At 60.5% G+C, this 20,466-nt stretch carries 13 protein-coding genes; 4 read left to right on the top strand and 9 right to left on the bottom strand.

The annotated features are described in order from the left end of the window. Positions 1–131 precede the first annotated feature (131 nt). Positions 132–1,496, top strand: a complete 1,365-nt coding sequence (locus ACZ0AZ_RS10640; RefSeq protein ID WP_463537345.1) for a formimidoylglutamate deiminase — start codon at positions 132–134, stop codon at positions 1,494–1,496. A gap of 121 nt (positions 1,497–1,617) precedes the next feature. On the opposite strand, the gene ACZ0AZ_RS10635 is transcribed toward ACZ0AZ_RS10640, so the two are convergent. Both ACZ0AZ_RS10635 and ACZ0AZ_RS10630 read right to left on the bottom strand, forming a co-directional pair. Continuing rightward, positions 1,618–2,187: a lipocalin family protein gene (locus tag ACZ0AZ_RS10635; RefSeq protein ID WP_039756616.1), complete on the bottom strand. Its 570-nt coding sequence runs from the start codon at positions 2,185–2,187 to the stop codon at positions 1,618–1,620. 29 nt (positions 2,188–2,216) lie between these two features. Next, on the bottom strand, positions 2,217–2,471 hold the full coding sequence (locus ACZ0AZ_RS10630) for a hypothetical protein (protein WP_016772095.1): 255 nt from the start codon (positions 2,469–2,471) through the stop codon (positions 2,217–2,219). Between the two features lie 281 nt (positions 2,472–2,752). Here ACZ0AZ_RS10630 and ACZ0AZ_RS10625 point away from each other — a divergent pair, with 281 nt between their 5' ends. Beyond that, a complete protein-coding gene (locus ACZ0AZ_RS10625; protein WP_463537344.1) occupies positions 2,753–4,645 on the top strand; it encodes a methyl-accepting chemotaxis protein in 1,893 nt (630 codons plus the stop codon). A gap of 107 nt (positions 4,646–4,752) precedes the next feature. Here ACZ0AZ_RS10625 and ACZ0AZ_RS10620 read toward each other — a convergent pair whose 3' ends face one another. The 5 genes from ACZ0AZ_RS10620 to ACZ0AZ_RS10600 all read right to left on the bottom strand — a co-directional run bounded on the left by ACZ0AZ_RS10620 (position 4,753) and on the right by ACZ0AZ_RS10600 (position 14,306). Continuing rightward, positions 4,753–5,355 (bottom strand): DUF924 family protein, encoded by a 603-nt coding sequence (locus ACZ0AZ_RS10620; protein WP_039756613.1) that lies wholly within the window; start codon positions 5,353–5,355, stop codon positions 4,753–4,755. A gap of 2 nt (positions 5,356–5,357) precedes the next feature. After that, on the bottom strand, positions 5,358–6,368 hold the full coding sequence (locus ACZ0AZ_RS10615; protein WP_039756611.1) for a class 1 fructose-bisphosphatase: 1,011 nt from the start codon (positions 6,366–6,368) through the stop codon (positions 5,358–5,360). Between the two features lie 293 nt (positions 6,369–6,661). Further along, a complete protein-coding gene (locus ACZ0AZ_RS10610; protein ID WP_463537343.1) occupies positions 6,662–8,026 on the bottom strand; it encodes a DUF3999 domain-containing protein in 1,365 nt (454 codons plus the stop codon). Beyond that, positions 8,023–11,604 (bottom strand): DUF2339 domain-containing protein, encoded by a 3,582-nt coding sequence (locus tag ACZ0AZ_RS10605; RefSeq protein WP_463537342.1) that lies wholly within the window; start codon positions 11,602–11,604, stop codon positions 8,023–8,025. The genes ACZ0AZ_RS10610 and ACZ0AZ_RS10605 overlap by 4 nt, the downstream gene beginning before the upstream one ends. 251 nt (positions 11,605–11,855) lie before the next feature. Continuing rightward, on the bottom strand, positions 11,856–14,306 hold the full coding sequence (locus ACZ0AZ_RS10600) for a glycogen/starch/alpha-glucan phosphorylase (RefSeq protein WP_129998296.1): 2,451 nt from the start codon (positions 14,304–14,306) through the stop codon (positions 11,856–11,858). Positions 14,307–14,565: 259 nt separating this feature from the next. On the opposite strand from ACZ0AZ_RS10600, the gene ACZ0AZ_RS10595 reads away from it, so the two are divergent. Then, positions 14,566–15,003: a YkgJ family cysteine cluster protein gene (locus tag ACZ0AZ_RS10595; protein WP_025110918.1), complete on the top strand. Its 438-nt coding sequence runs from the start codon at positions 14,566–14,568 to the stop codon at positions 15,001–15,003. A gap of 214 nt (positions 15,004–15,217) precedes the next feature. Here ACZ0AZ_RS10595 and typA read toward each other — a convergent pair whose 3' ends face one another. Together typA and thiI are read right to left on the bottom strand one after the other, a co-directional pair. Further along, a complete protein-coding gene (gene typA, locus ACZ0AZ_RS10590) occupies positions 15,218–17,038 on the bottom strand; it encodes a translational GTPase TypA (protein ID WP_016772102.1) in 1,821 nt (606 codons plus the stop codon). 139 nt (positions 17,039–17,177) lie between these two features. Beyond that, on the bottom strand, positions 17,178–18,632 hold the full coding sequence (thiI, locus tag ACZ0AZ_RS10585; RefSeq protein ID WP_129998297.1) for a tRNA uracil 4-sulfurtransferase ThiI: 1,455 nt from the start codon (positions 18,630–18,632) through the stop codon (positions 17,178–17,180). 327 nt (positions 18,633–18,959) lie between these two features. Here thiI and glnA point away from each other — a divergent pair, with 327 nt between their 5' ends. Then, complete coding sequence (gene glnA / locus ACZ0AZ_RS10580) at positions 18,960–20,366, top strand: type I glutamate--ammonia ligase (RefSeq protein WP_016772104.1); 1,407 nt, start codon at positions 18,960–18,962, stop codon at positions 20,364–20,366. Positions 20,367–20,466 lie beyond the last annotated feature (100 nt).

Below are 20,466 nucleotides of genomic sequence, written 5' to 3'. Positions count from 1 at the left end.
AGAAACTGGAGGCGGAGTCGGCACGGTTGATCCCTGTTGATTGGATGAAAGTGACTAGCTTGCCGGAGTTTACCGGGCAGGCAAACGTCTGTATATGTATATACAAATAACACACGATGGGGTGCCGAACGATGTCCGCCTTCTTTGCCGAACGCGCACTGCTGCCTAACGGATGGGCCAACAATGTACGTCTCGAGGTCAGCGCCGACGGCCTGTTGACCCGAATCCAAGCCGATTCCAGCGCAGACGGCGCCGAGCGGCTGCGCGGGCCGTTGCTGCCGGGAATGCCCAATCTGCACTCTCACGCCTTCCAGCGCGCCATGGCTGGACTGGCCGAAGTGGCCGGCAACCCCAACGACAGTTTCTGGACCTGGCGCGATCTGATGTACCGCCTCGTCGGAAAGATCAGCCCCGATCAGCTCGGCATCATCGCCCGTCAGCTGTACATCGAAATGCTCAAGGCCGGTTACACCTCGGTCGCCGAATTTCACTACGTGCACCACGACAGCAACGGCCAGCCGTACGCCGATCCGGCCGAACTGGCGCTACGAATCAGCCAGGCCGCGAGTGAAAGCGGTATCGGGTTGACCCTGCTGCCGGTGCTCTACAGCCATTCCGGTTTCGGCGGGCAAACACCCAATGACGGCCAGCGTCGCTTTATCAACAGCACTGAAAACTATTTGAATCTGCAAGCGCGTTTGCAGCCATTACTGGCGCAGCAGAAAGCGCAATCGTTGGGCCTGTGTTTCCACTCGTTGCGTGCGGTGACGCCGCAGCAAATCAGCGAAGTGTTGGCGGCCAGCGACAAACAATGCCCGGTGCACATCCATATCGGCGAGCAGCAGAAAGAAGTCGACGATTGCCTGAGCTGGAGCGGTCGACGTCCATTGCAATGGCTCTACGAGAACGCTGAAGTCGATCAGCGCTGGTGTCTAGTCCACGCCACCCACGCCAACCCGCAAGAAGTCACGCTGATGGCCAACAGTCGCGCGATCGCCGGGCTGTGTCTGACCACTGAAGCAAATCTGGGCGACGGGATTTTCCCGGCAGTAGACTTTCTCGCCCAGGGCGGGCGCATGGGCATTGGCTCCGACAGCCATGTCTCGCTGAGCGTGGTGGAAGAGTTGCGCTGGCTGGAATATGGCCAGCGCCTGCGTGATCAGCGGCGCAATCGCTTGTACGGTGCGGACCAACCGATGGTCGGCCGCACGCTGTATGACGCGGCACTGGATGGCGGCGCCCAGGCATTGGGGCAACCGATTGGTGCGCTGGAAGTGGGCAAGCGCGCGGACTGGATTGTCCTGGACGGTAGCGATCCGTATCTGGCGACGGCTTCGGGGGACGGGATTCTCAATCGCTGGTTGTTTGCTGGCGGTGATCGACAGGTGCGCGATGTGCTGGTCAATGGTCAGTGGGTGGTGCGCGATGGACGGCATGCCGGCGAAGAGCACAGCGCTCGCGCATTCACCCAGGTCCTGCGCGATCTCCTGGGCTGACCCAAAACCAAACTGTGGGAGCGAGCCTGCTCGCGAACGCGGTGTATCAGTCAATATTCATGTCGACTGATACACCGCGTTCGCGAGCAGGCTCGCTCCCACATTTGATTTGTAACGAGGCTTAATTGGACGTCTTGGCCATCTGCCGGTCCGACGCGCGCCAGATCAGGCGTGTGGTGTCGTAACCCTGCTGACGCGCCTTGCTCAGCAATTCTTCGCGTACCACACCGTTAACGGTTGGCGTGCGTGACAACAGCCACATGTACTTGCGACTCGGGTCGCCGACGATGGCGGTCTTGTAATCGTCGCTGACGTACAGCACCCAGTACTCGCCCTTCGCCACGCCCGGCACCAGGCGCGAGAACCAGTTATCGAATTCGACCCAGAGCTTGTCGGTCTTACCCGGCACCTGTGGATAAGCCGTGCCTTTGGCCTCTTCCCACTGCCACTCCGGGGTCAGGCAACGGTTGAGCACGCCGACGTTACCGTCAGGCTTGAGGGTGTAGTGGGCTTCGGATTGCGCGCAGTGGCGCTGAAAGAACATCGGCAAGCGTGCCAGTTCATACCAGGTGCCCTGATAACGCTTGAGATTGACACTGTCGACGGTCTTGGGCGCCAACGGGTCGACGCCGGAAGTGGCGCAGCCAGCCAGTACCAGGCCAGCGAAAAGGATCAGCAATAACCGCTTCATTTTTTTCTCCGTGGGCGCGAAGCCCCGGTTTACTTCAGGCCTTGGCCGGAAAACATCAGCACTTTGTCACCGGCGTACTGCACGCTGATAAAGCTGTTCTTGTCGCCCCAGGTGCAGCTGGACATACCGAGCGCGCCCGAGCAATCGGTGGGCTTGCCGAGGAGGGTTTCCACTTCGGACTTGGCCATGCCGGCCGAGAGCTTGGAGTAGTTTTCCTGATTGACCTTGCTGCATGCGGCCAACAGCACGCAAAACGACAGCAGGGCGATAGATCGCAGCGACATGGTGAAACTCCTGAAACGAGGGGGGATGGCATGGTGCCAACCAGAAGCTTAGAAGAGAAAAGTGTCATCTGGTTCCGTGCCCGAACGCCTATTTATCAGCCCGCCCGTCTGGCTTTTGCCGATAAATCAAAAACTTTGTGAAGCTGTCGAGCATTTCGTCGACTTTCCCCGCAAGCGCCTAATCTTTGGCGCGGCGCGGTCGAAATAAGAGCAGCGCAACGCTGCCGAATATGGCAAATTGCCGCCCTTTCCTGACCAGCCCCTTCGCGGTAGTTCATTCGATGACCAGAAACATGAAATTCAGCCACAAGATTCTGCTGGCTGCTGCCCTTGTGGTGGCCGTTGCGTTCGCCTGTTTCATCTTCTTCAACGACTATCGCCAGCGTCAGGCCTTGAGCAGCAGCACCGAAGCGACCATGCAGGAGCTGGGCAGCCTGACCACCAGCAACATCCAGACCTGGCTGGAAAGCCGCATTCAGCTGCTGCAATCGCTGTCGCAGCAAGTCGCCGTTGACGGCAACGCGCCCGCCAGCCTCAAGCGCATCATTGACCTGCCCGCCTACACCGGCAATTTTCAGCTCAGCTATTTTGGCGGTGCCGACGGCGTGATGTTCTCGGTGCCGGCCGGCAACCGTGCGCCGGACTACGATCCACGGGCGCGCGGCTGGTACAAAGCCGCCAATAGCGCACAGCAGACCATCGTCACCGAACCGTACATCGCCGCTTCGTCGGGCAAACTGGTGATCACCGTCGCCACCCCGGTGCAGCGTCAGGGCCAGATGCTCGGCGTCGCTGGTGCCGACATTGATCTGACCAGCGTCAGCGCGATCATCAACTCGCTGAACTTCGGCGGCCACGGTCATGCATTCATCGTCAGCGCCGAAGGCAAGATCCTGATCCACCCGGACAGCAAGCTGGTGCTCAAGTCCCTCGCCGAGGCCTATCCGAACGGCGCGCCTCAAGTCAGTCCGGGCCTGAAAGAGGTCGAGTTCGACGGCAAGACCCAGTTGATTTCCTTCACGCGCGTCAACGGCGTGCCTTCGGCTGACTGGTACGTGGCGCTGGTGCTCGACAAAGACACCGCGTTCTCGATGCTCAGCGAATTTCGCACCTCGGCGCTGATCGCCATGGTCATCGCCGTACTGATCATCATCGGCCTGCTCGGCATGCTGATTCGCGTGCTGATGCAACCGCTGCTGACCATGGGCCGCGCGATGCATGACATCGCTGAAGGCGAAGGCGACCTGACCAAGCGCCTGGTGATTCACGGCAACGATGAATTCGGCGCGCTGGGCACTTCGTTCAACCGCTTCGTCGAACGCATTCATACGTCGATCCGCGAAGTGTCCTCGGCTACCGGCCAGGTCAACGAAGTCGCTTTGCGCGTGGTCGCGGCATCGAACTCGTCGATGTACAACTCCGACCAACAGGCCAGCCGCACCAACAGCGTCGCCGCCGCGATCAATCAGCTCGGCGCCGCCGCCCAGGAAATCGCACAAAACGCCGCCCTCGCCTCGCAACACTCCAGCGATGCGCGCAGCCTCGCGGTCGATGGCCAGCAGGTGGTGGATAAAACCATTCAGGCCATGCAGCAACTGTCGGCAAAGATCAGCGACTCCTGCGGCAACATCGAAACCCTGAACAGCAACACGGTGAACATCGGCCAGATTCTAGAGGTGATCACCAGCATCTCGCAGCAGACCAACCTGCTCGCACTCAACGCGGCTATCGAAGCTGCGCGCGCCGGTGAGGCCGGTCGTGGCTTCGCCGTGGTCGCCGACGAGGTACGCAACCTCGCGCACCGCACCCAGGATTCGGCGCAGCAAGTGCAGAAGATGATCGAAGAGTTGCAGGTCGGCGCGCGCCAGGCGGTGACCATCATGACCGAGAGCCAGCGCGAGAGCGAAAGCAGCGTCGGCATCGCCAACCAGGCCGGCGAGCGCCTGGGCAGCGTGACCCAGCGTATCGGCGAAATCGACGGCATGAACCAATCGGTAGCCACCGCGACCGAAGAACAGACCGCCGTGGTCGAGTCGATCAACGTTGATATCAACGAGATCAACACGCTGAATCAGGAAGGGGTGGAGAACCTGCAGGCGACGTTGCGCGCCTGTTCGGATCTTGAGCAGCAAGCCGCGCGGTTGAAGCATCTGGTCGGCAGCTTCAGGATTTAAGCTGCGGCCTCAGGCCTCTTCGCGAGCAGGCTCGCTCCCACAGTGGAATGCATTTCAATTGTGGGAGCGAGCCTGCTCGCGAAAGCGGCATAAGCCGCACTGAAGATTCAGAATCTTGAACCGGGCCTGGACAGAAACTCCAATTCCTCAGCCGTAGACTCTCGCCCCAACACCGCATTGCGGTGCGGAAATCTTCCAAAACGGGCAATCACCTTCCGATGCCGCTCGGCATAGTCCAGGTTATCGGCAAACACCGCCCGCTCCGATTCCGGCTGTTCAGACACCAATTCGATAAATCTGGAAACCGCCTCGTTCTGCACCGCGAGGTTCTCGCAGTGTTCGAACACCAGGTAAATGAATACGCGCTGAATCGGCTTCAACTGCCGATCAAAATCCGCCGCAACGCCTTGCGCGACGAGTTTCTGCGCGCGCAGATCACCGGAAAACGCTTTGGGGGTATTGCGATAGATCATGCGTGGCAGTTGATCGAGCAACAGCACCACCGCCAGCCAACCTTCGGGACATTGCGTCCACTCGGTCAATTCGCCAGCCAGGGCCTGATCGACAAAGACCCCGAAACGCGTCTGCGCTTCGAGGTCTTGGCTGTCTCGCTTGCCGAACCACAACTTGCCCTTTTCAGCCGCTACTGCATTCGGTGATTCAGCGTGTCCGAACCACCAGTCAAGCAACGGCTGCCAGGGTGCAGTCATGTTTATTCCTTGTGGTAAGCCGTGGCGCGTGCGACTTCTTCTTTCGAGCCGAGGAACACTGCAACGCGCTGGTGCAGGCCTTCCGGCTGAATGTCGAGAATGCGCTGGTGACCATCGGTGGACGCGCCGCCAGCCTGTTCGACGAGGAACGACATCGGGTTGGCTTCATACATCAGGCGCAGCTTGCCCGGTTTCGACGGCTCACGGCTGTCGCGCGGGTACATGAACAGACCGCCACGGGTCAGGATGCGGTGTACGTCGGCAACCATCGCCGCGACCCAACGCATGTTGTAGTTCTTTTTCAGTGGACCTTCTTCACCGGCCAGCAGCTCGCCGACATAGCGCTGCACCGGGGCTTCCCAGTGACGCTGGTTGGACATGTTGATGGCGAATTCCTGAGTGGTTTCAGGAATGGTGATGTCTTCGTGGGTCAGGACGAAGCTGCCCATTTCACGGTCGAGGGTGAAGCCTTTGACGCCGTCGCCCAAGGTCAGCACCAGCATGGTTTGCGGGCCGTAAATCGCGTAACCGGCGGCAACCTGTTGGGTGCCTGGCTGCAGGAACGCTTTTTCGTTCAGCGGCTCGTTCTGGCTCAGGTATTCGTTCGGGCAACGCAGTACCGAGAAGATCGTGCCGACCGGGGCGTTGATGTCGATGTTCGACGAGCCGTCCAGTGGGTCGAAGACCAGCAGGTACGCGCCTTTCGGGTATTTACCGGGGATCTGGTAGGCATTGTCCATTTCTTCGGACGCCATGCCGGCCAGGTGACCGCCCCATTCGTTGGCTTCGAGGAGGATTTCGTTCGACAGTACGTCGAGCTTCTTCTGCACTTCGCCTTGCACGTTCTCGGTGCCCATGCTGCCCAGAACACCACCCAGGGCGCCTTTGGATACGGCGTGGCTGATCTCCTTGCAGGCACGCGCCACCACTTCGATCAAAAAGCGCAGATCGGCAGGAGTGTTGTTGCTGCGGGTCTGCTCAATCAAATAGCGACTCAAGGTAACGCGGGACATGGACGGCTCCGGTGGAATGGGGGGCGGAAAACCCGCGCAGTTTACAGGGAGTCTGAAAACCTAGCGAGCGAAGACGCCGGCTAACGTGCGCCTGGGTGTATTTGCCTGTATGAGACGTGATTGTCGGTGCAGAGTTCAGGTGTCGGGTTGAGCGTAGTTCGGTTCAGCATGACCGGTTGAGGATTTTCGGTGTCTGCCCGGGCGCTTTCGCGAGCAGGCTCGCTCCCACAATGGAATGCATTTCAACTGTGGGAGCGAGCCTGCTCGCGAATGGCGCGCAGCGCCGGCCATGTTCAGGTATTGGCTGGCGGCTTGCGCAACAGACTGAACGCCATCGCTGCGAGAAACACGACACTGAGCAGCAACACCGCCCACAGTCCAATCTTCTTCCAGTTGGTCCCGGCCACCGCCGCCGTCGTCGCTGTCGAGGTCTGCGTAGCCAGCGCTTCGCCCTGCACCGTCGCCTTGCCCAGGCTCGCCAGTTTTTCTGGCTTGAAATCCGGAATCAACGTTGCCAGCGGCAGGTTCGCCGTTTTCACTGTCGGATTACCAAGCGCCAAACTGTACGGCCCTTGCCCCCGCGCGAGGAAAATCACCTGCGTGGCGCGCACCGCGTATTTCAGGTCCGGCGCCTGCTCCCCCAGGCCGCCGCCGCGCTCATCCACGGTCAGCTTGAGTTGCTGCACGGTCTGCCCGGACAGCGGGATTTCGTTCTGCACCACGTCCTGATTGCTCTGGCTCAGGCGATAGAGCAAACCGCTGCTCAGTGTCTGCCACGGCAAGTTGCTCTCACGCCGACCGGCCAACGTCACCGGCGCGAGACTGTTCGGCTGTTTCAGCTCAACCTGCACCCGCTCGACATTCAGCCCCATCGGCAATTGCCAGGTGTACTCCCCGGACTTGGTGCTGCTGCCGGCTACGCTTGACGACCAGACCAAAGGCAGCGGCAGGTTGCGCGGGTCGCTGCTCTTCAGTTGTGCCGAGGTGAGGATCGGCGCCGAACCCGGCGACTCCCACAGCAGGCGCACGTAACGCGCGGTCTGCCCCGGCAGGCTCACTTGGTGCTGTTCGATGCGCTCATCGGAAAAGGTCAGCCGTGCCACTTGGCCCTCGCCCCATGACTGCCAGTGCTGCAGATCGTCGCTGGCCTCGATGCTGAAACGCTGGAAACCGTCGCGCTCGCTGGTCCAGTCGAGGATCAACTGCTGCAACGGTGCCTTGATTGCACTGGCATCCAGCAGCCAGCCGCGCAGCACTTCTTCGCCCGCCTCCAGTTGCGAGGACGGTTGCACTTCGACCAGCGTGCCGTTGATGGTCGACTGCACGCGCACGTTCGGCGCACGTTCGCTGGCGTCAGCGGCGTTGTACAGCGGGAACCACTTGACCTCGTGCAGCTTGCCGTCGTCACGGGTCTGCGCCGATTCGCGAGCCAAGGCGTAGGCCTGCGCTTCGCCGGCGGCGTTGAACACACGCAGATCGCTGAGATCGGTCTGGCGCGCCTGCAATTGCGCGCTCAGCGGCAAGTCGAGGCGATACCACGGGCCATTGCCACTCACCGACAACGGCACCTGCGTGGCGAAGTCCGCCGGTTTTTCCTGAGCACCGGCCACCATCACCACGCCCAGCGCCAACCACCCCAGATTCAGCATGCGACTCAAGATGCAACTCCTTCGGTTTCCGGCGCGAGTTTGTCCGCCGCCGGTTCAGCCTCGACGCGTTTGGGTGGCAGCGGCGCGAAGTAGCCGACCACCAGCAGCAACACGCCAACGCCGATAAACGAGACGATCCGGGCGAGGCCGCCACGGTTGCTCAGTTCGACAAAAATCAGTTTGGCCACCACCAGCGCAATCAGCGCCGCGCCGATCAGCCACACTTCGCGGCGGTGGCGCAGATGACCGCCGATCATCAGTCCCAGCGCCATCAACGTCCAGACGATCGACAGGCCGGCCTGCACCAGCATCGACGCGAGCAGTTGATCGAGCTCGAACGGGATGCCGGCCCAGTGATGCGCAGCGCGGGTGACCAGCGCGGTGCAGAACGCGAACAGTGAAACCCCGGCGATCAGTTGCGTGGCGTGGTCGGCGTAGTCCTGGCGGATCGACAACTGCGCAACGGCGCTGCGCGACCAGATGTAAACGCCGAACAGCGCAAACAGCAGACCCAACTCCAGCGGATTAAGCAGCGGCACGTAAGGCAAGGGTTCGGCATTGCCATTGCTGACGCCATTGGCCAGCCAGAACCACGCCAGCATCAGCACCGCCAGCGGTGCCGCTGCGTACAAGCGGTACTCGCGAGCAAAAGCGGCGACCGGCCACGGCCAGTTGCGAGGTGCCGCCATCAGCAGCAGATACAGGCTCGGCAGAATCGCCCAGCCCAGCCAGCGCCAGGCGTTGTATTGCTCGGACAACAACAGCAGGCCGTAACGCAACTCCAGCGCCAGCACGCCAATCAGCAGCCAGCAACCGAGCACATGGGCGGCGCTCAACGCGCGCGCCGGCAACATCGACGCCAAGCGGCGCAAGCTGAAGAAATGCACCGCGAACAGCGCCGGCCACGCCAGCCAGCCGAAGTCGGCGGCCGGGTGGTAGCGCGAATGCCAAGCGCCGAGCAAAACCAGCGCCGCCGCCGGAATCAGCAAGGTGCAGAGCAACCCCAGCGCCGGCCACTTCAGACGCAGCGACAAAATCGTCCACAGCGCCACACTGATTGCAGCGACGAACAGCAACAACGCGCCCTGCAGATCCGGCGGAGCAAACCGCAGCACTTCGCTGACCCACGCCAGCATCCACCAGGCAGCACCCCAGACCAGCAGCACCTGCGATAAGCGCTGCAAACTCCAGGCATCAAAAGCAGTGGCATGGTTGCCCAATTGCAAGCGCCACGCACCGATCAGCGCGGCCAGCCCCAGCACCAGCGGTGTCCAGAAGCCGCCATGGGCCAAGGGTTTCAATCCTTCGCTAGACAACGGCCCGAGCCATTCGGGGCCGGCGAGCACAAACGCTGCGCCGCCGATCACCTGCAACAGCAGGCCGAAAACGAAACTCAGACGCTGTTGCAGGTACAGGCTCAGCCAGATGATCAGCAAGCCGCTGGCCGCCCAGACCGCACTCGCGGTTTGCCACGGCAGCACGAACAGCACCGCCAGATTGATCAGCACCAGCCCGGCCAGCAAGATCACCGATAAGCCACGAAGCAAGCGCACATCACCGCGCACCATCTCATCGCGAGCCGCGAGCAGCATGCCGCCGATCAAGGCCAGCCCGATCAGCGACGCACTGAGCAAACCGCTCCAACCGGCGCTGAACACCGCCGCCGATTCTTCGCCGGCACTTTGCAGGCGCAGCAGGAACAACGCGCCGCCCAGCAACTGCACGGCGAACGCGGTAAACAGGAATGTGCGCGATTGAATTCGCAAGCCAACAAACAATGTCGCCAACCCGGCCAACGCCCAACTGATCGCCGTGCCCTGGATGAACAGGAACAACGGTGCCAGCAGATACAGGAACGTCAGGCCCAGACATGCCAGCACTGGCAGACCTTGGCGTTCCCACGGCGATGTCTGCTCAGGCGTAGCCTTGCGCAGTTGAAGGAAACTGAACAGCAGCGCGGCGCCGAGCATCAGCGCGCCCAGCGGTGCGCCGTCGAGCAGGCTGCTCTCGCCGAGCTGCAACTGGCTGAGAAACGCCAGCGCCGAACCCAGTTGCAACAACAAGGCAAAAGCGCGGGCGAACGGCCGATGCTGACGTAAACCAAGCCAGAAAATCCCCGCGCCTTCCACCGCCCACGCTGCAGAAGTCCAGCGCGCATCGAGGCCCAGCGGAATCGCCAGGCTGGCAAAAATCACCCCTAGCGCCAGGCAGGTTTCGCCCAGCAACATCGCGCGTCCACCCATCAGCGCTTTGGCCAGCGTCATGTAGATCATGCCCAGCGCCAGCGCGCTGAAGGCCGCCGCAAATTCCAGATGCTGAACCAAGGCGAACTGCAAACCGAAGCCAATGATCGGCGGGCCGAACAACATGCTGCCGTCGACGTAATCGCCCTTGCGGGCCGACCATTGCAGCAGCGCCTCGCGATCAGCCTCAGCCGGGGCATCGGGCAGGTCGCGCAATTTGCGCCGGGCAAACAGCAGGCCAATGCCGAGGTACATGAGGAAAAACACAATCAGGAACGGCTCGGTACTCCACAGCAGTTCCGGCGTATACGAACGCAGACCCCAGGCGAACCCGATACCGAAGGTGCCGACGAAGCCGATCAGGTTGAGCAGGCGCCAGGCCTTGAACCAGGCGATAGCAAGAATGCCCGCGTTGAGCAGAGCGAAATAGCTGAACAGTGCGACGTGATTGCCTTCGCCTGTAGAGGTGAGAATCGGCGCGGCGAAACCACCGAGTGCCGCCGCTGCCGCCAGCCCCAAGGCATCCTGGGTAATCGCCAGAATCGCCGAAAACACCGTGACGGCCACCAACAGGCCGAGTGCGGCGGACGGATCAAGCAAAGGATGCAGACGCATCGCCGCAAACACCGTCAGGTACAACACCGCGATCCCGGTGCCTTGCAGCATCAATGCATAGTTGCTGTTGCGTCGGCGCAGCCACCAGCCCAGCGCCAGCAGGGCCAACGCCGCTGCCGCAACCCCGGCGTAACGCAACTCGATCGGCACCACCATGCCTTCGGTGGCGTAACGCAGCAAAAACGCCAGGCCGAAAAACAGCAGCACCACACCGACGCGCAGCACTGTATTGCCGCCAAACAGCCAGTTGCGCGCAGCGCTGATGCCGCGCTCGATCAGGTTCGGGCCACGGGGTTCGGCGGGTTTTTGTGGCGGTGCCGCAGGAACCGGTTCGGCGCGCCAGACATCGGCGGGCAGCGGCTGGCTGGTTTCGCGGGCGACGGCGGAGATGGGTTCCAGTTCGGGCGGCAGTTCCCAGATCAGCTCAGGGCTCGGGGCAGCCTGCTCAGCCACGTCGACGGGTGCGGCGACTGGCTCGGCTTCAGGTGGCGGCGCGGGCGCATGCGAGGGCGAACCCTCCAGCACAAACAGCCGCTGAGCCACGCCTTGCAAGGCTTCGCGCACTTGCTCGAGTTGACGCTGTTGCTCCGCCGCCTGCGCGCCCAGACGCGCGATGCGCAGCATCTGGCCGATGACCAGCCCCAGCAGCGCACCCAACAGCGCACCACTGAACGACTCGTCGAGCAGTCCACCGAGCACCAGCCCGATCAACATGAACATCCATTGCATGGTCGATATCCCTAAGCAGCCCCGGGGCGGGGCGAGTCCGGCGATGGCTTCAGTCTAGGCACAAACCGTGTGGGAGCGAGCCTGCTCGCGAAGGCGGATTGTCAGCCAACATTTCTGTTTAAGTCGACGATCGCTTCGCGAGCAGGCTCGCTCCCACAGGGTACGGCGGTGACTGATGCCTTTTAACCGGCGCTCAGTATATCGATCCGGCCCAACAAACGTTGGGCCTTGCGCAGATTTGTCGCGGAAAGTTACTCCAGCGCTTTCCAGATATCCGTGGCGTACTCGCGAATCGTCCGGTCGGAAGAGAACCAGCCCATCCGCGAGGTGTTGAGCACCGCCGAACGCCACCAGTTCTGCGAATCATGCCAGTGCGCATCAACACGCTTCTGCGCTTCCCAGTAGGAGTCGAAGTCGGCGCAGACCAGGAAGCGGTCATAGTCGATCAGCGAGTCGATCAACCCGGTGTAACGCGAGGTATCGTCCGGCGAGAACACACCGCTGCGAATCGCTTGCAGCACATCGTTCAAACGATGGGAGGCGGCGATGTCGGGTACGGCACTGAACTCGTGGTTCTGCTTGCGCGCTTCAACCTGTTGCGCACTGAGACCGAAGATGAACATGTGCTCGGCACCGATGCGCTCGCACATTTCCACGTTGGCACCGTCGAGGGTACCGATGGTCAGCGCGCCGTTGAGACCGAACTTCATGTTACTGGTGCCCGACGCCTCGAAACCGGCGGTGGAAATCTGCTCGGACAGGTCCGCCGCCGGGATGATGCTCTCGGCCAGGCTGACGTTGTAGTTGGGTAGGAACACCACTTTCAGCAGGCCACGCACGGTCGGGTCGTTGTTCACCACCCGAGCGATGTCGTTGGTCAGCTTGATGATCAGCTTGGCCTGGTGATAACTCGCCGCCGCTTTACCGGCGAAGATCTTCACCCGTGGCACCCAATCGACTTCCGGCTCGGCACGAATCGCTTGGTACAACGCCACGGTGTGCAGCAGGTTGAGCAACTGGCGTTTGTATTCGTGGATGCGCTTGACCTGCACGTCGAACATCGCCGCCGGGTTGACCGCAATCCCCAGGCGCTCGTGAATCAGATAGGCCAGCGCCTTCTTGCTGTGCAAACGCTGCTCGGCGAAGGCTTTGCGGAACGCAGTTTTCTCAGCGAACGGCTCGAGCTCGAGCAGGCGTTCTTCGGGATGGTCGAGCACGTCCGGGCCAAGGGCATCGACCAGCATTGAGGTCAGTTCCGGGTTGGCCTGATACAACCAGCGGCGGAAGGTGATGCCGTTGGTTTTGTTGTTGATTCGTTCCGGGTAGAGCTTGTGCAGTTCGGCGAATACGGTTTTGCGCATCAGTTGCGTATGCAGACCGGACACGCCGTTGACGCTGTGCGAACCGAGGAACGCGAGGTTGCCCATACGCACCCGGCGGCCGTTGTCTTCTTCGATCAGCGACACTGCACGTAGCACGTCGAAGTCGTGGATGCCCTTGGCCCGCAACGAGTCGATGTGCTGCGCGTTGATCAGGTAAATGATCTGCATGTGCCGGGGCAGCATGCGTTCCATCAGCCCCACCGGCCAGGTTTCCAGCGCTTCCGGCAGCAGCGTGTGGTTGGTGTACGACAACGTATCGACGGTGACTTGCCATGCCGCGTCCCATGCGACGTCGTAGACGTCGACGAGTTGGCGCATCAGTTCGGCCACGGCGATTGACGGGTGAGTGTCGTTGAGCTGGATCGCCGCGTGATCACCGAGGGTCAGCACCGAGGTGTGCATGTTGCGATGACGGCGCAGCAGATCCTGCAGCGAGGCGGCGACGAAGAAGTATTCCTGCCGCAAGCGCAGCTCTTGCCCGGCTTCGGTACTGTCTGCCGGGTAGAGGACGCGGGAGATACTTTCGGCGCGGGCCACTTCCGCCACGGCGCCCAGGTGGTCACCGGCGTTGAAGCGCTCCAGGTGCAGGTCTTCCATGGCGCGGGCACGCCACAGGCGCAAAGTATTGACGCTCGCCCCGCGCCAGCCGACCACCGGCGTGTCGTAGGCAATCGCCCGCACGGTTTCCGCCGGCGACCAGACCTGACGAGTCTTGCCCGAGGCATCGGTGACGGTTTCGACGCTGCCGCCGAAGCCGATCGGGTACACCACTTCCGGCCGCTCGAATTCCCACGGGTTGCCGAAATCCAGCCAGTGCTCGGTTTGCTCCTGCTGCCAGCCATCGACAATCGCCTGACGGAACAAGCCGTGCTCATAACGAATGCCGTAGCCATGGCCGGCGATGCCGAGGGTCGACATGCTTTCCATGAAGCACGCCGCGAGACGTCCGAGGCCGCCGTTGCCGAGCGCCGCGTCGGGCTCCAGCAGGCGGATGCGCTCAAGATCCACGCCCAGTTCGGTCAACGCTTCACGGGCCACGTCGAGCAGACCGAGGTTGCTCAGGCTGTCATAGAGCAAACGGCCGATGAGAAACTCCAGCGAGAGGTAATACACCCGCTTCTGGCCTTTGCGATAGATCTGCCGGGTGTGGTCCATCCAGTGCTCGACCATGTGATCACGCGCAGCCAGGGCGATGGCTTCGAACCAGTCATGGTCGAAGGCGTGATCGGGGTCTTTGCCCACGGCGTAGGTGAGTTTGGTCAGGACGGCGTCGCGGAATGCGGCCACCTCTGCTTCGCGAACTAGTGGTTCTTGAGTCATCAACAGGACCTCGAGCGAGCGGGAATTTTCTGAGCCTAGACGGTCTGACCGGCGGTAACGGCTCTGGTTCGGCAGTATTTGCGCGGACTGTGCGCCAGTGCGACATAACCTTGGCGGATGAGCCAATGAATGCAGGGGCCGTGCCGTCCTGTCGGGCAAAATGCGGCGGCTGTGAAAATATCCGGCGAAAGGTTGTTCAAAATTCCACCGCTCCCGGTATGATCGCGCGCCCTGATGCATACATGCTTGGTAACTCCCGATGATGAAGCCCAACCTGATCGCCGCCGCCGAGATTGATCGTCTCGATACGTGGGCGAAATACTCGGCACCGATGTGCGGCTCGTGCATGTCCAGTTGTTGCACGCTGCCGGTCGAAGTGAAGATCAAGGACCTGGTGCGCATCGGTGTGGTCGACGAGTTCGAACTGGGCGATCCGCCGAAGAACATCGCCAAGCGTCTGCAGAAGGAAGGTCTGGTCGAGCGTTTCAATCAGAAGTCGGGGATCTTCACCCTCCAGCGCATGAGCAACAACGACTGCTATTACCTGGATCGTAAGAGCCGCCTGTGCACCATTTATGACAAGCGCCCGGACACCTGCCGCAACCACCCGAAAATCGGCCCGCGGCCTGGGTATTGCGCATACAAGCCAAAGGAAGTCGAGCGCGTGCAGAATTTCCGCGCGATCGAGAAGTTCTGATCGGTCTTGAGATTTTCAGCGGCTGACCGGCCGCCATCACTGGCAAGCCAGCTCCCACAATGATTGTGGTCGAACACATATTTTATATACGACCCAAAACCCCGTGGGAGCTGGCTTGCCAGCGATGGGGCCAGCAAAAATATCGTTTAAACCCCAGACAAACAAAAACGCCCCCGGTCTCGCGACCGGGGGCGTTTTCTATTCCAGGGCTGAATTACGCCTTGGCTTTCTTCGCAGCGCGGGTACGCTCGCTTTCGTCGAGGATCTTCTTGCGAAGACGGATCGACTTAGGCGTGACTTCGCACAGCTCGTCTTCCTGGATGTATTCCAGAGCCTGTTCCAGGGTGAAGCGAACAGGTGGGACCAGAGCGATGGTTTCGTCTTTACCCGAAGCACGCATGTTGTCGAGCTTCTTGCCTTTGGTTGGGTTGACACCCAGGTCGTTGTCGCGGCTATTCTGACCAACGATCTGACCGTTGTAGATCTCCTGGCCGTGTTCTACGAACAGCTTGCCACGAGCCTGCAGGGTTTCCAGCGAGTAGGTCAGAGCCTTGCCGGTTTCAACCGAAACCAGAACGCCGTTCTGACGGCCGGACATGTGGCCCGACTTCACTGGAGCGTAACGGTCGAAGATCGAGGTCAGGATGCCAGCACCGTTGGTCAGGGTCAGGAACTGGTTACGGAAACCGATCAGACCGCGAGCAGGGATGTTGTATTCCAGACGAACACGGCCCTTGCCATCCGGCACCATGTTGCTCAGGTCGCCCTTACGCAGACCCATCTCTTCCATGACCTTGCCCTGGGATTCTTCAGGGATGTCGATGGTGACGTTTTCGAACGGTTCCTGCTTCACGCCGTCAACTTCACGGATGATCACTTCAGGACGGCCCAGGGCCAGCTCGAAGCCTTCGCGACGCATGGTTTCGATCAGTACCGAGAGGTGCAGCTCACCACGGCCGGAAACCTTGAACTTGTCAGCCGAGTCGCCTTCTTCAACGCGCAGTGCAACGTTGTACAGCAGCTCTTTGTCCAGACGATCCTTGATGTTACGGGAGGTCACGAACTTGCCTTCTTTACCGCAGAATGGCGAGTCGTTTACCTGGAAGGTCATGGAAACGGTTGGCTCGTCAACGGTCAGCGGCTTCATCGCCTCGACGGTGTTGATGTCGCACAGAGTGTCGGAGATGAACAGCTCGTCGAAGCCGCTGATGCAGACGATGTCGCCAGCTGCTGCTTCGTCAACGTCGATGCGGTGCAGACCGTGGTGACCCATCAGCTTCAGGATACGACCGTTGCGGCGCTTGCCGTCGGCGCTGATAGCGACAACCGGGGTGTTCGGCTTGACGCGACCGCGAGCGATACGGCCAACACCGATAACACCCAGGAAGCTGTTGTAGTCCAGAGCGGAGATCTGCATCTGGAACGGACCGTCACGGTCAACGGCCGGAGGCGGAACGTGGTCGACTACCGCCTGGTACAGCGGAGTCATGTCTTCCGCCATGGCGGTGTGGTCCAGACCGGCAATACCGTTCAGGGCCGAAGCGTAAACAACCTGGAAGTCCAGTTGTTCTTCGGTCGCACCGAGGTTGTCGAACAGGTCGAAGATCTGGTCCAGAACCCAGTCCGGACGTGCGCCTGGACGGTCAACCTTGTTGATCACCACGATTGGACGCAGGCCGGCTTCGAAAGCCTTCTTGGTCACGAAGCGGGTTTGCGGCATAGGGCCGTCTTGAGCGTCAACCAGCAGCAGAACGGAGTCAACCATCGACATCACGCGTTCAACTTCGCCGCCGAAGTCGGCGTGGCCCGGGGTGTCCACGATGTTGATGTGGTAGCCGTTCCAGTTGATGGCGGTGTTTTTCGCCAGAATGGTAATACCGCGCTCTTTTTCCTGGTCGTTGGAGTCCATCACGCGCTCGTCGTTGAGCTCGTTGCGCTCCAGAGTGCCGGATTGACGCAGGAGTTTGTCTACCAAGGTGGTTTTACCGTGGTCAACGTGAGCAATGATGGCGATGTTGCGTAGATTTTCGATCACTTGTGTATCTCGATCAGAGGATTCGGTTTGCTGACAAGTCTTGGCAGCGATTAGCAGTAGTGTCCGGCATGGCCGTTACAGCTTGACGGCGGTGTCGGGGGGCCGGTGACGCAGGCCACAGGCAAACAGCCCCGGGCACTTAGCTCGGTCGATAAACGCGCACATTGGCATGCCCCTCACTGAGCAAATGGTGAGCATGCAGGCGACTCATCACGCCTTTGTCGCAATACAGCAGGTACTGGCGAGTCGGATCCAGCTCCTTGAAACGAGCGTTCACTGCATAGAACGGCATCGTCTGTACTTCCACGCCAGCGAGTTCCAACGGCTCATCCTCGGCGGCATCCGGGTGACGGATGTCGATCACGATCTGGCCGGCCAGTGCCTCGCTGACTTCTTCAATCTGCAAATCCTGGCCCAATTCGTCGATCACCCGATCGATCGGTACCAGTTTGGCGTTGGCGAGCGCACGCTCGAGCACCGCCATGTCGAATTCTTTCTCTTCGTGCTCAACCCGGCCACGCTTGGCTGCGGTCTTGGGGTTGACCGAAATCACGCCGCAATATTCCGGCATGTGCCGGGCAAAATCGGCGGTACCGATCTCGTTGGCGGTGTCGATGATGTCCTGCTTGTGCGCGACGATCAGCGGGCGCAGCACCAGCTTGTCGGTCACGCAGTCGATCACCGACAGGTTCGGCAGCGTCTGGCTCGATACCTGGGAGATCGCTTCACCGGTCACCAGTGCATCGATGTGCAGGCGTTCGGCGATCTCGGACGAGGCGCGCAACATCATACGCTTCAAAACCACGCCCATATGACTGTTATCGACTTTGCCGAGAATTTCGCCCAGCACTTCCTCGAACGGCACACTGACAAATAGCACGCGTTGCGAGCTGCCGTACTTCTTCCAGATGAAGTGCGCGACTTCCATCACGCCCAATTCGTGGGCACGCCCGCCGAGATTGAAGAAGCAGAAGTGCGCCATCAGGCCGCGACGCATGATCTGGTAAGCCGCCACAGTCGAATCGAAGCCGCCGGACATCAATACCAGCGTCTGCTCCAACGCGCCGAGCGGATAGCCGCCGATGCCGTTGTGCTGGCTGTGGATCACGAACAACCGTTTGTCGCGAACTTCGATACGGACTTCGATTTGCGGCGCTTTAAGGTCGATTCCGGCCGCACCGCACTCGCGACGCAGCTTGCTGCCGACGTATTTTTCCACGTCCATCGAGCTGAAGGCATGCTTGCCTGCGCGCTTGCAGCGTACCGAGAAAATCTTCCCGGCCAGCGCATCGCCGTAGTGCTGTTTGCACTTCTCGGTGATGTCGTCGAAGTCGCCCAGCGGGTACTCGTCGATCTGCAAAAAGTGCGCGATGCCCGGCATGCAGGTCAGGCGCTCGCCCATCTCTTTCAAGGCTTTGGGGTCGGTAACACGGGTTTCCAGCTCGAGGTTGTCCCACACGCCGTTCACCACCACGGCCGGGTCCAGGTCACGGAGCACGGTGCGGATGTTCTTGGCCAACTGGCGGATGAATTTCGTCCGGACAGGTCGGCTTTTGATGGTGATCTCGGGGAAGACTTTTACGATAAGTTTCATGAAAACAGCGCGCGAACGGCCAGCCGAAAAAGGGGGGCGCGGATTATAGCGGAAATTGCTCAAGGTTTAACCAGTTAATGTGCAGAAGGTTTTGCTTGCACCAAAACGGGTCATTTCTGGAATTAAACGCAACATTACGGGGCGAGATTTGTCGATTCAGTTGCCTGCGCACCTTAATAAGCGTGAATTTGGGGCAAAAAACCCATGCTGGGGCACTGGCATGCAATTTGCTCCCTTGTGAGGCAGGTTGCCTTGGCAGAGTATTCGCGCCGGCATCACCATTATTAAGGGCATCCACTACCCGCCCTAATTCACCCGGAGGACACTATGTCGAAGTCGGTTCAACTCATCAAAGATCATGACGTCAAGTGGATTGATCTGCGCTTCACGGACACCAAAGGCACTCAGCACCACGTGACCATGCCGGCTCGCGATGCGCTGGATGACGACTTCTTCGAAGTCGGCAAGATGTTCGACGGTTCCTCCATCTCCGGCTGGAAAGGCATCGAAGCCTCCGACATGATCCTGATGCCGGTCGACGAAACGGCCGTACTCGATCCGTTCACCGAAGACCCAACTCTGATTCTGGTCTGCGACATCATCGAACCTTCGAGCATGCAGGGCTACGATCGCGACCCACGTGCGATCGCCAAGCGCGCCGAAGAGCACCTTAAAGCCACCGGTATCGGTGACACCGTATTCGCCGGTCCAGAGCCTGAGTTCTTCATCTTTGACTCGGTGAAATTCAAGTCGGACATCTCCGGCTCGATGTTCAAGATCTACTCCGAGCAAGGTTCGTGGATGTCCGACCAGGACATCGAAGGCGGCAACAAGGGTCACCGTCCAGGCGTGAAAGGCGGCTACTTCCCGGTTCCACCGTTCGACCACGACCACGAAATCCGTACCGCCATGTGCAACGCACTGGAAGAAATGGGTCAGTCGGTTGAAGTTCACCACCACGAAGTGGCAACTGCCGGCCAGAACGAAATCGGCGTCAAGTTCAACACCCTGGTGAAGAAGGCCGACGAAGTTCAGACCCTGAAATACGTTGTGCACAACGTTGCCGACGCTTACGGCCGCACCGCGACCTTCATGCCGAAGCCACTGTACGGCGACAACGGTTCGGGCATGCACGTACACATGTCGATCTGGAAAGACGGCAAGAACACTTTCGCTGGTGAAGGCTATGCCGGCCTGTCCGATACCGCTCTGTACTTCATCGGCGGCATCATCAAGCACGGTAAGGCCCTGAACGGCTTCACCAACCCGGCGACCAACTCCTACAAGCGTCTGGTCCCAGGCTTCGAAGCTCCGGTAATGCTGGCCTACTCGGCGCGCAACCGTTCCGCTTCGATCCGTATTCCATACGTGTCGAGCCCGAAAGCCCGCCGTATCGAAGCGCGCTTCCCGGATCCGGCTGCCAACCCGTACCTGGCCTTCGCAGCACTGCTGATGGCCGGTCTGGACGGTATCCAGAACAAGATCCACCCAGGCGATGCTGCCGACAAAAACCTGTACGACCTGCCGCCTGAAGAGGCGAAAGAGATTCCACAGGTTTGCGGCAGCCTGAAAGAAGCCCTGGAAGAGCTGGACAAGGGCCGCGCGTTCCTGACCAAGGGCGGCGTGTTCTCCGACGACTTCATCGACGCTTACATCGCGCTGAAATCGGAAGAAGAAATCAAGGTTCGCACCTTCGTACACCCACTGGAATATGAGCTGTACTACAGCTGCTGATCCGGTAGCGCTGCGTAAAGTGGCGTGACAAAAGAGGCCTCCTTCGGGAGGCCTTTTTTTTGCCCGGCGCAGTTCATTTACCCTGTGGGAGCGAGCCTGC

The sequence above is a fragment of the Pseudomonas sp. AC239 genome (assembly GCF_979258545.1).
The sequence above is the reverse complement of the archived record's forward strand: the minus strand, read 5'-3'. Positions and strand labels throughout refer to the sequence as shown.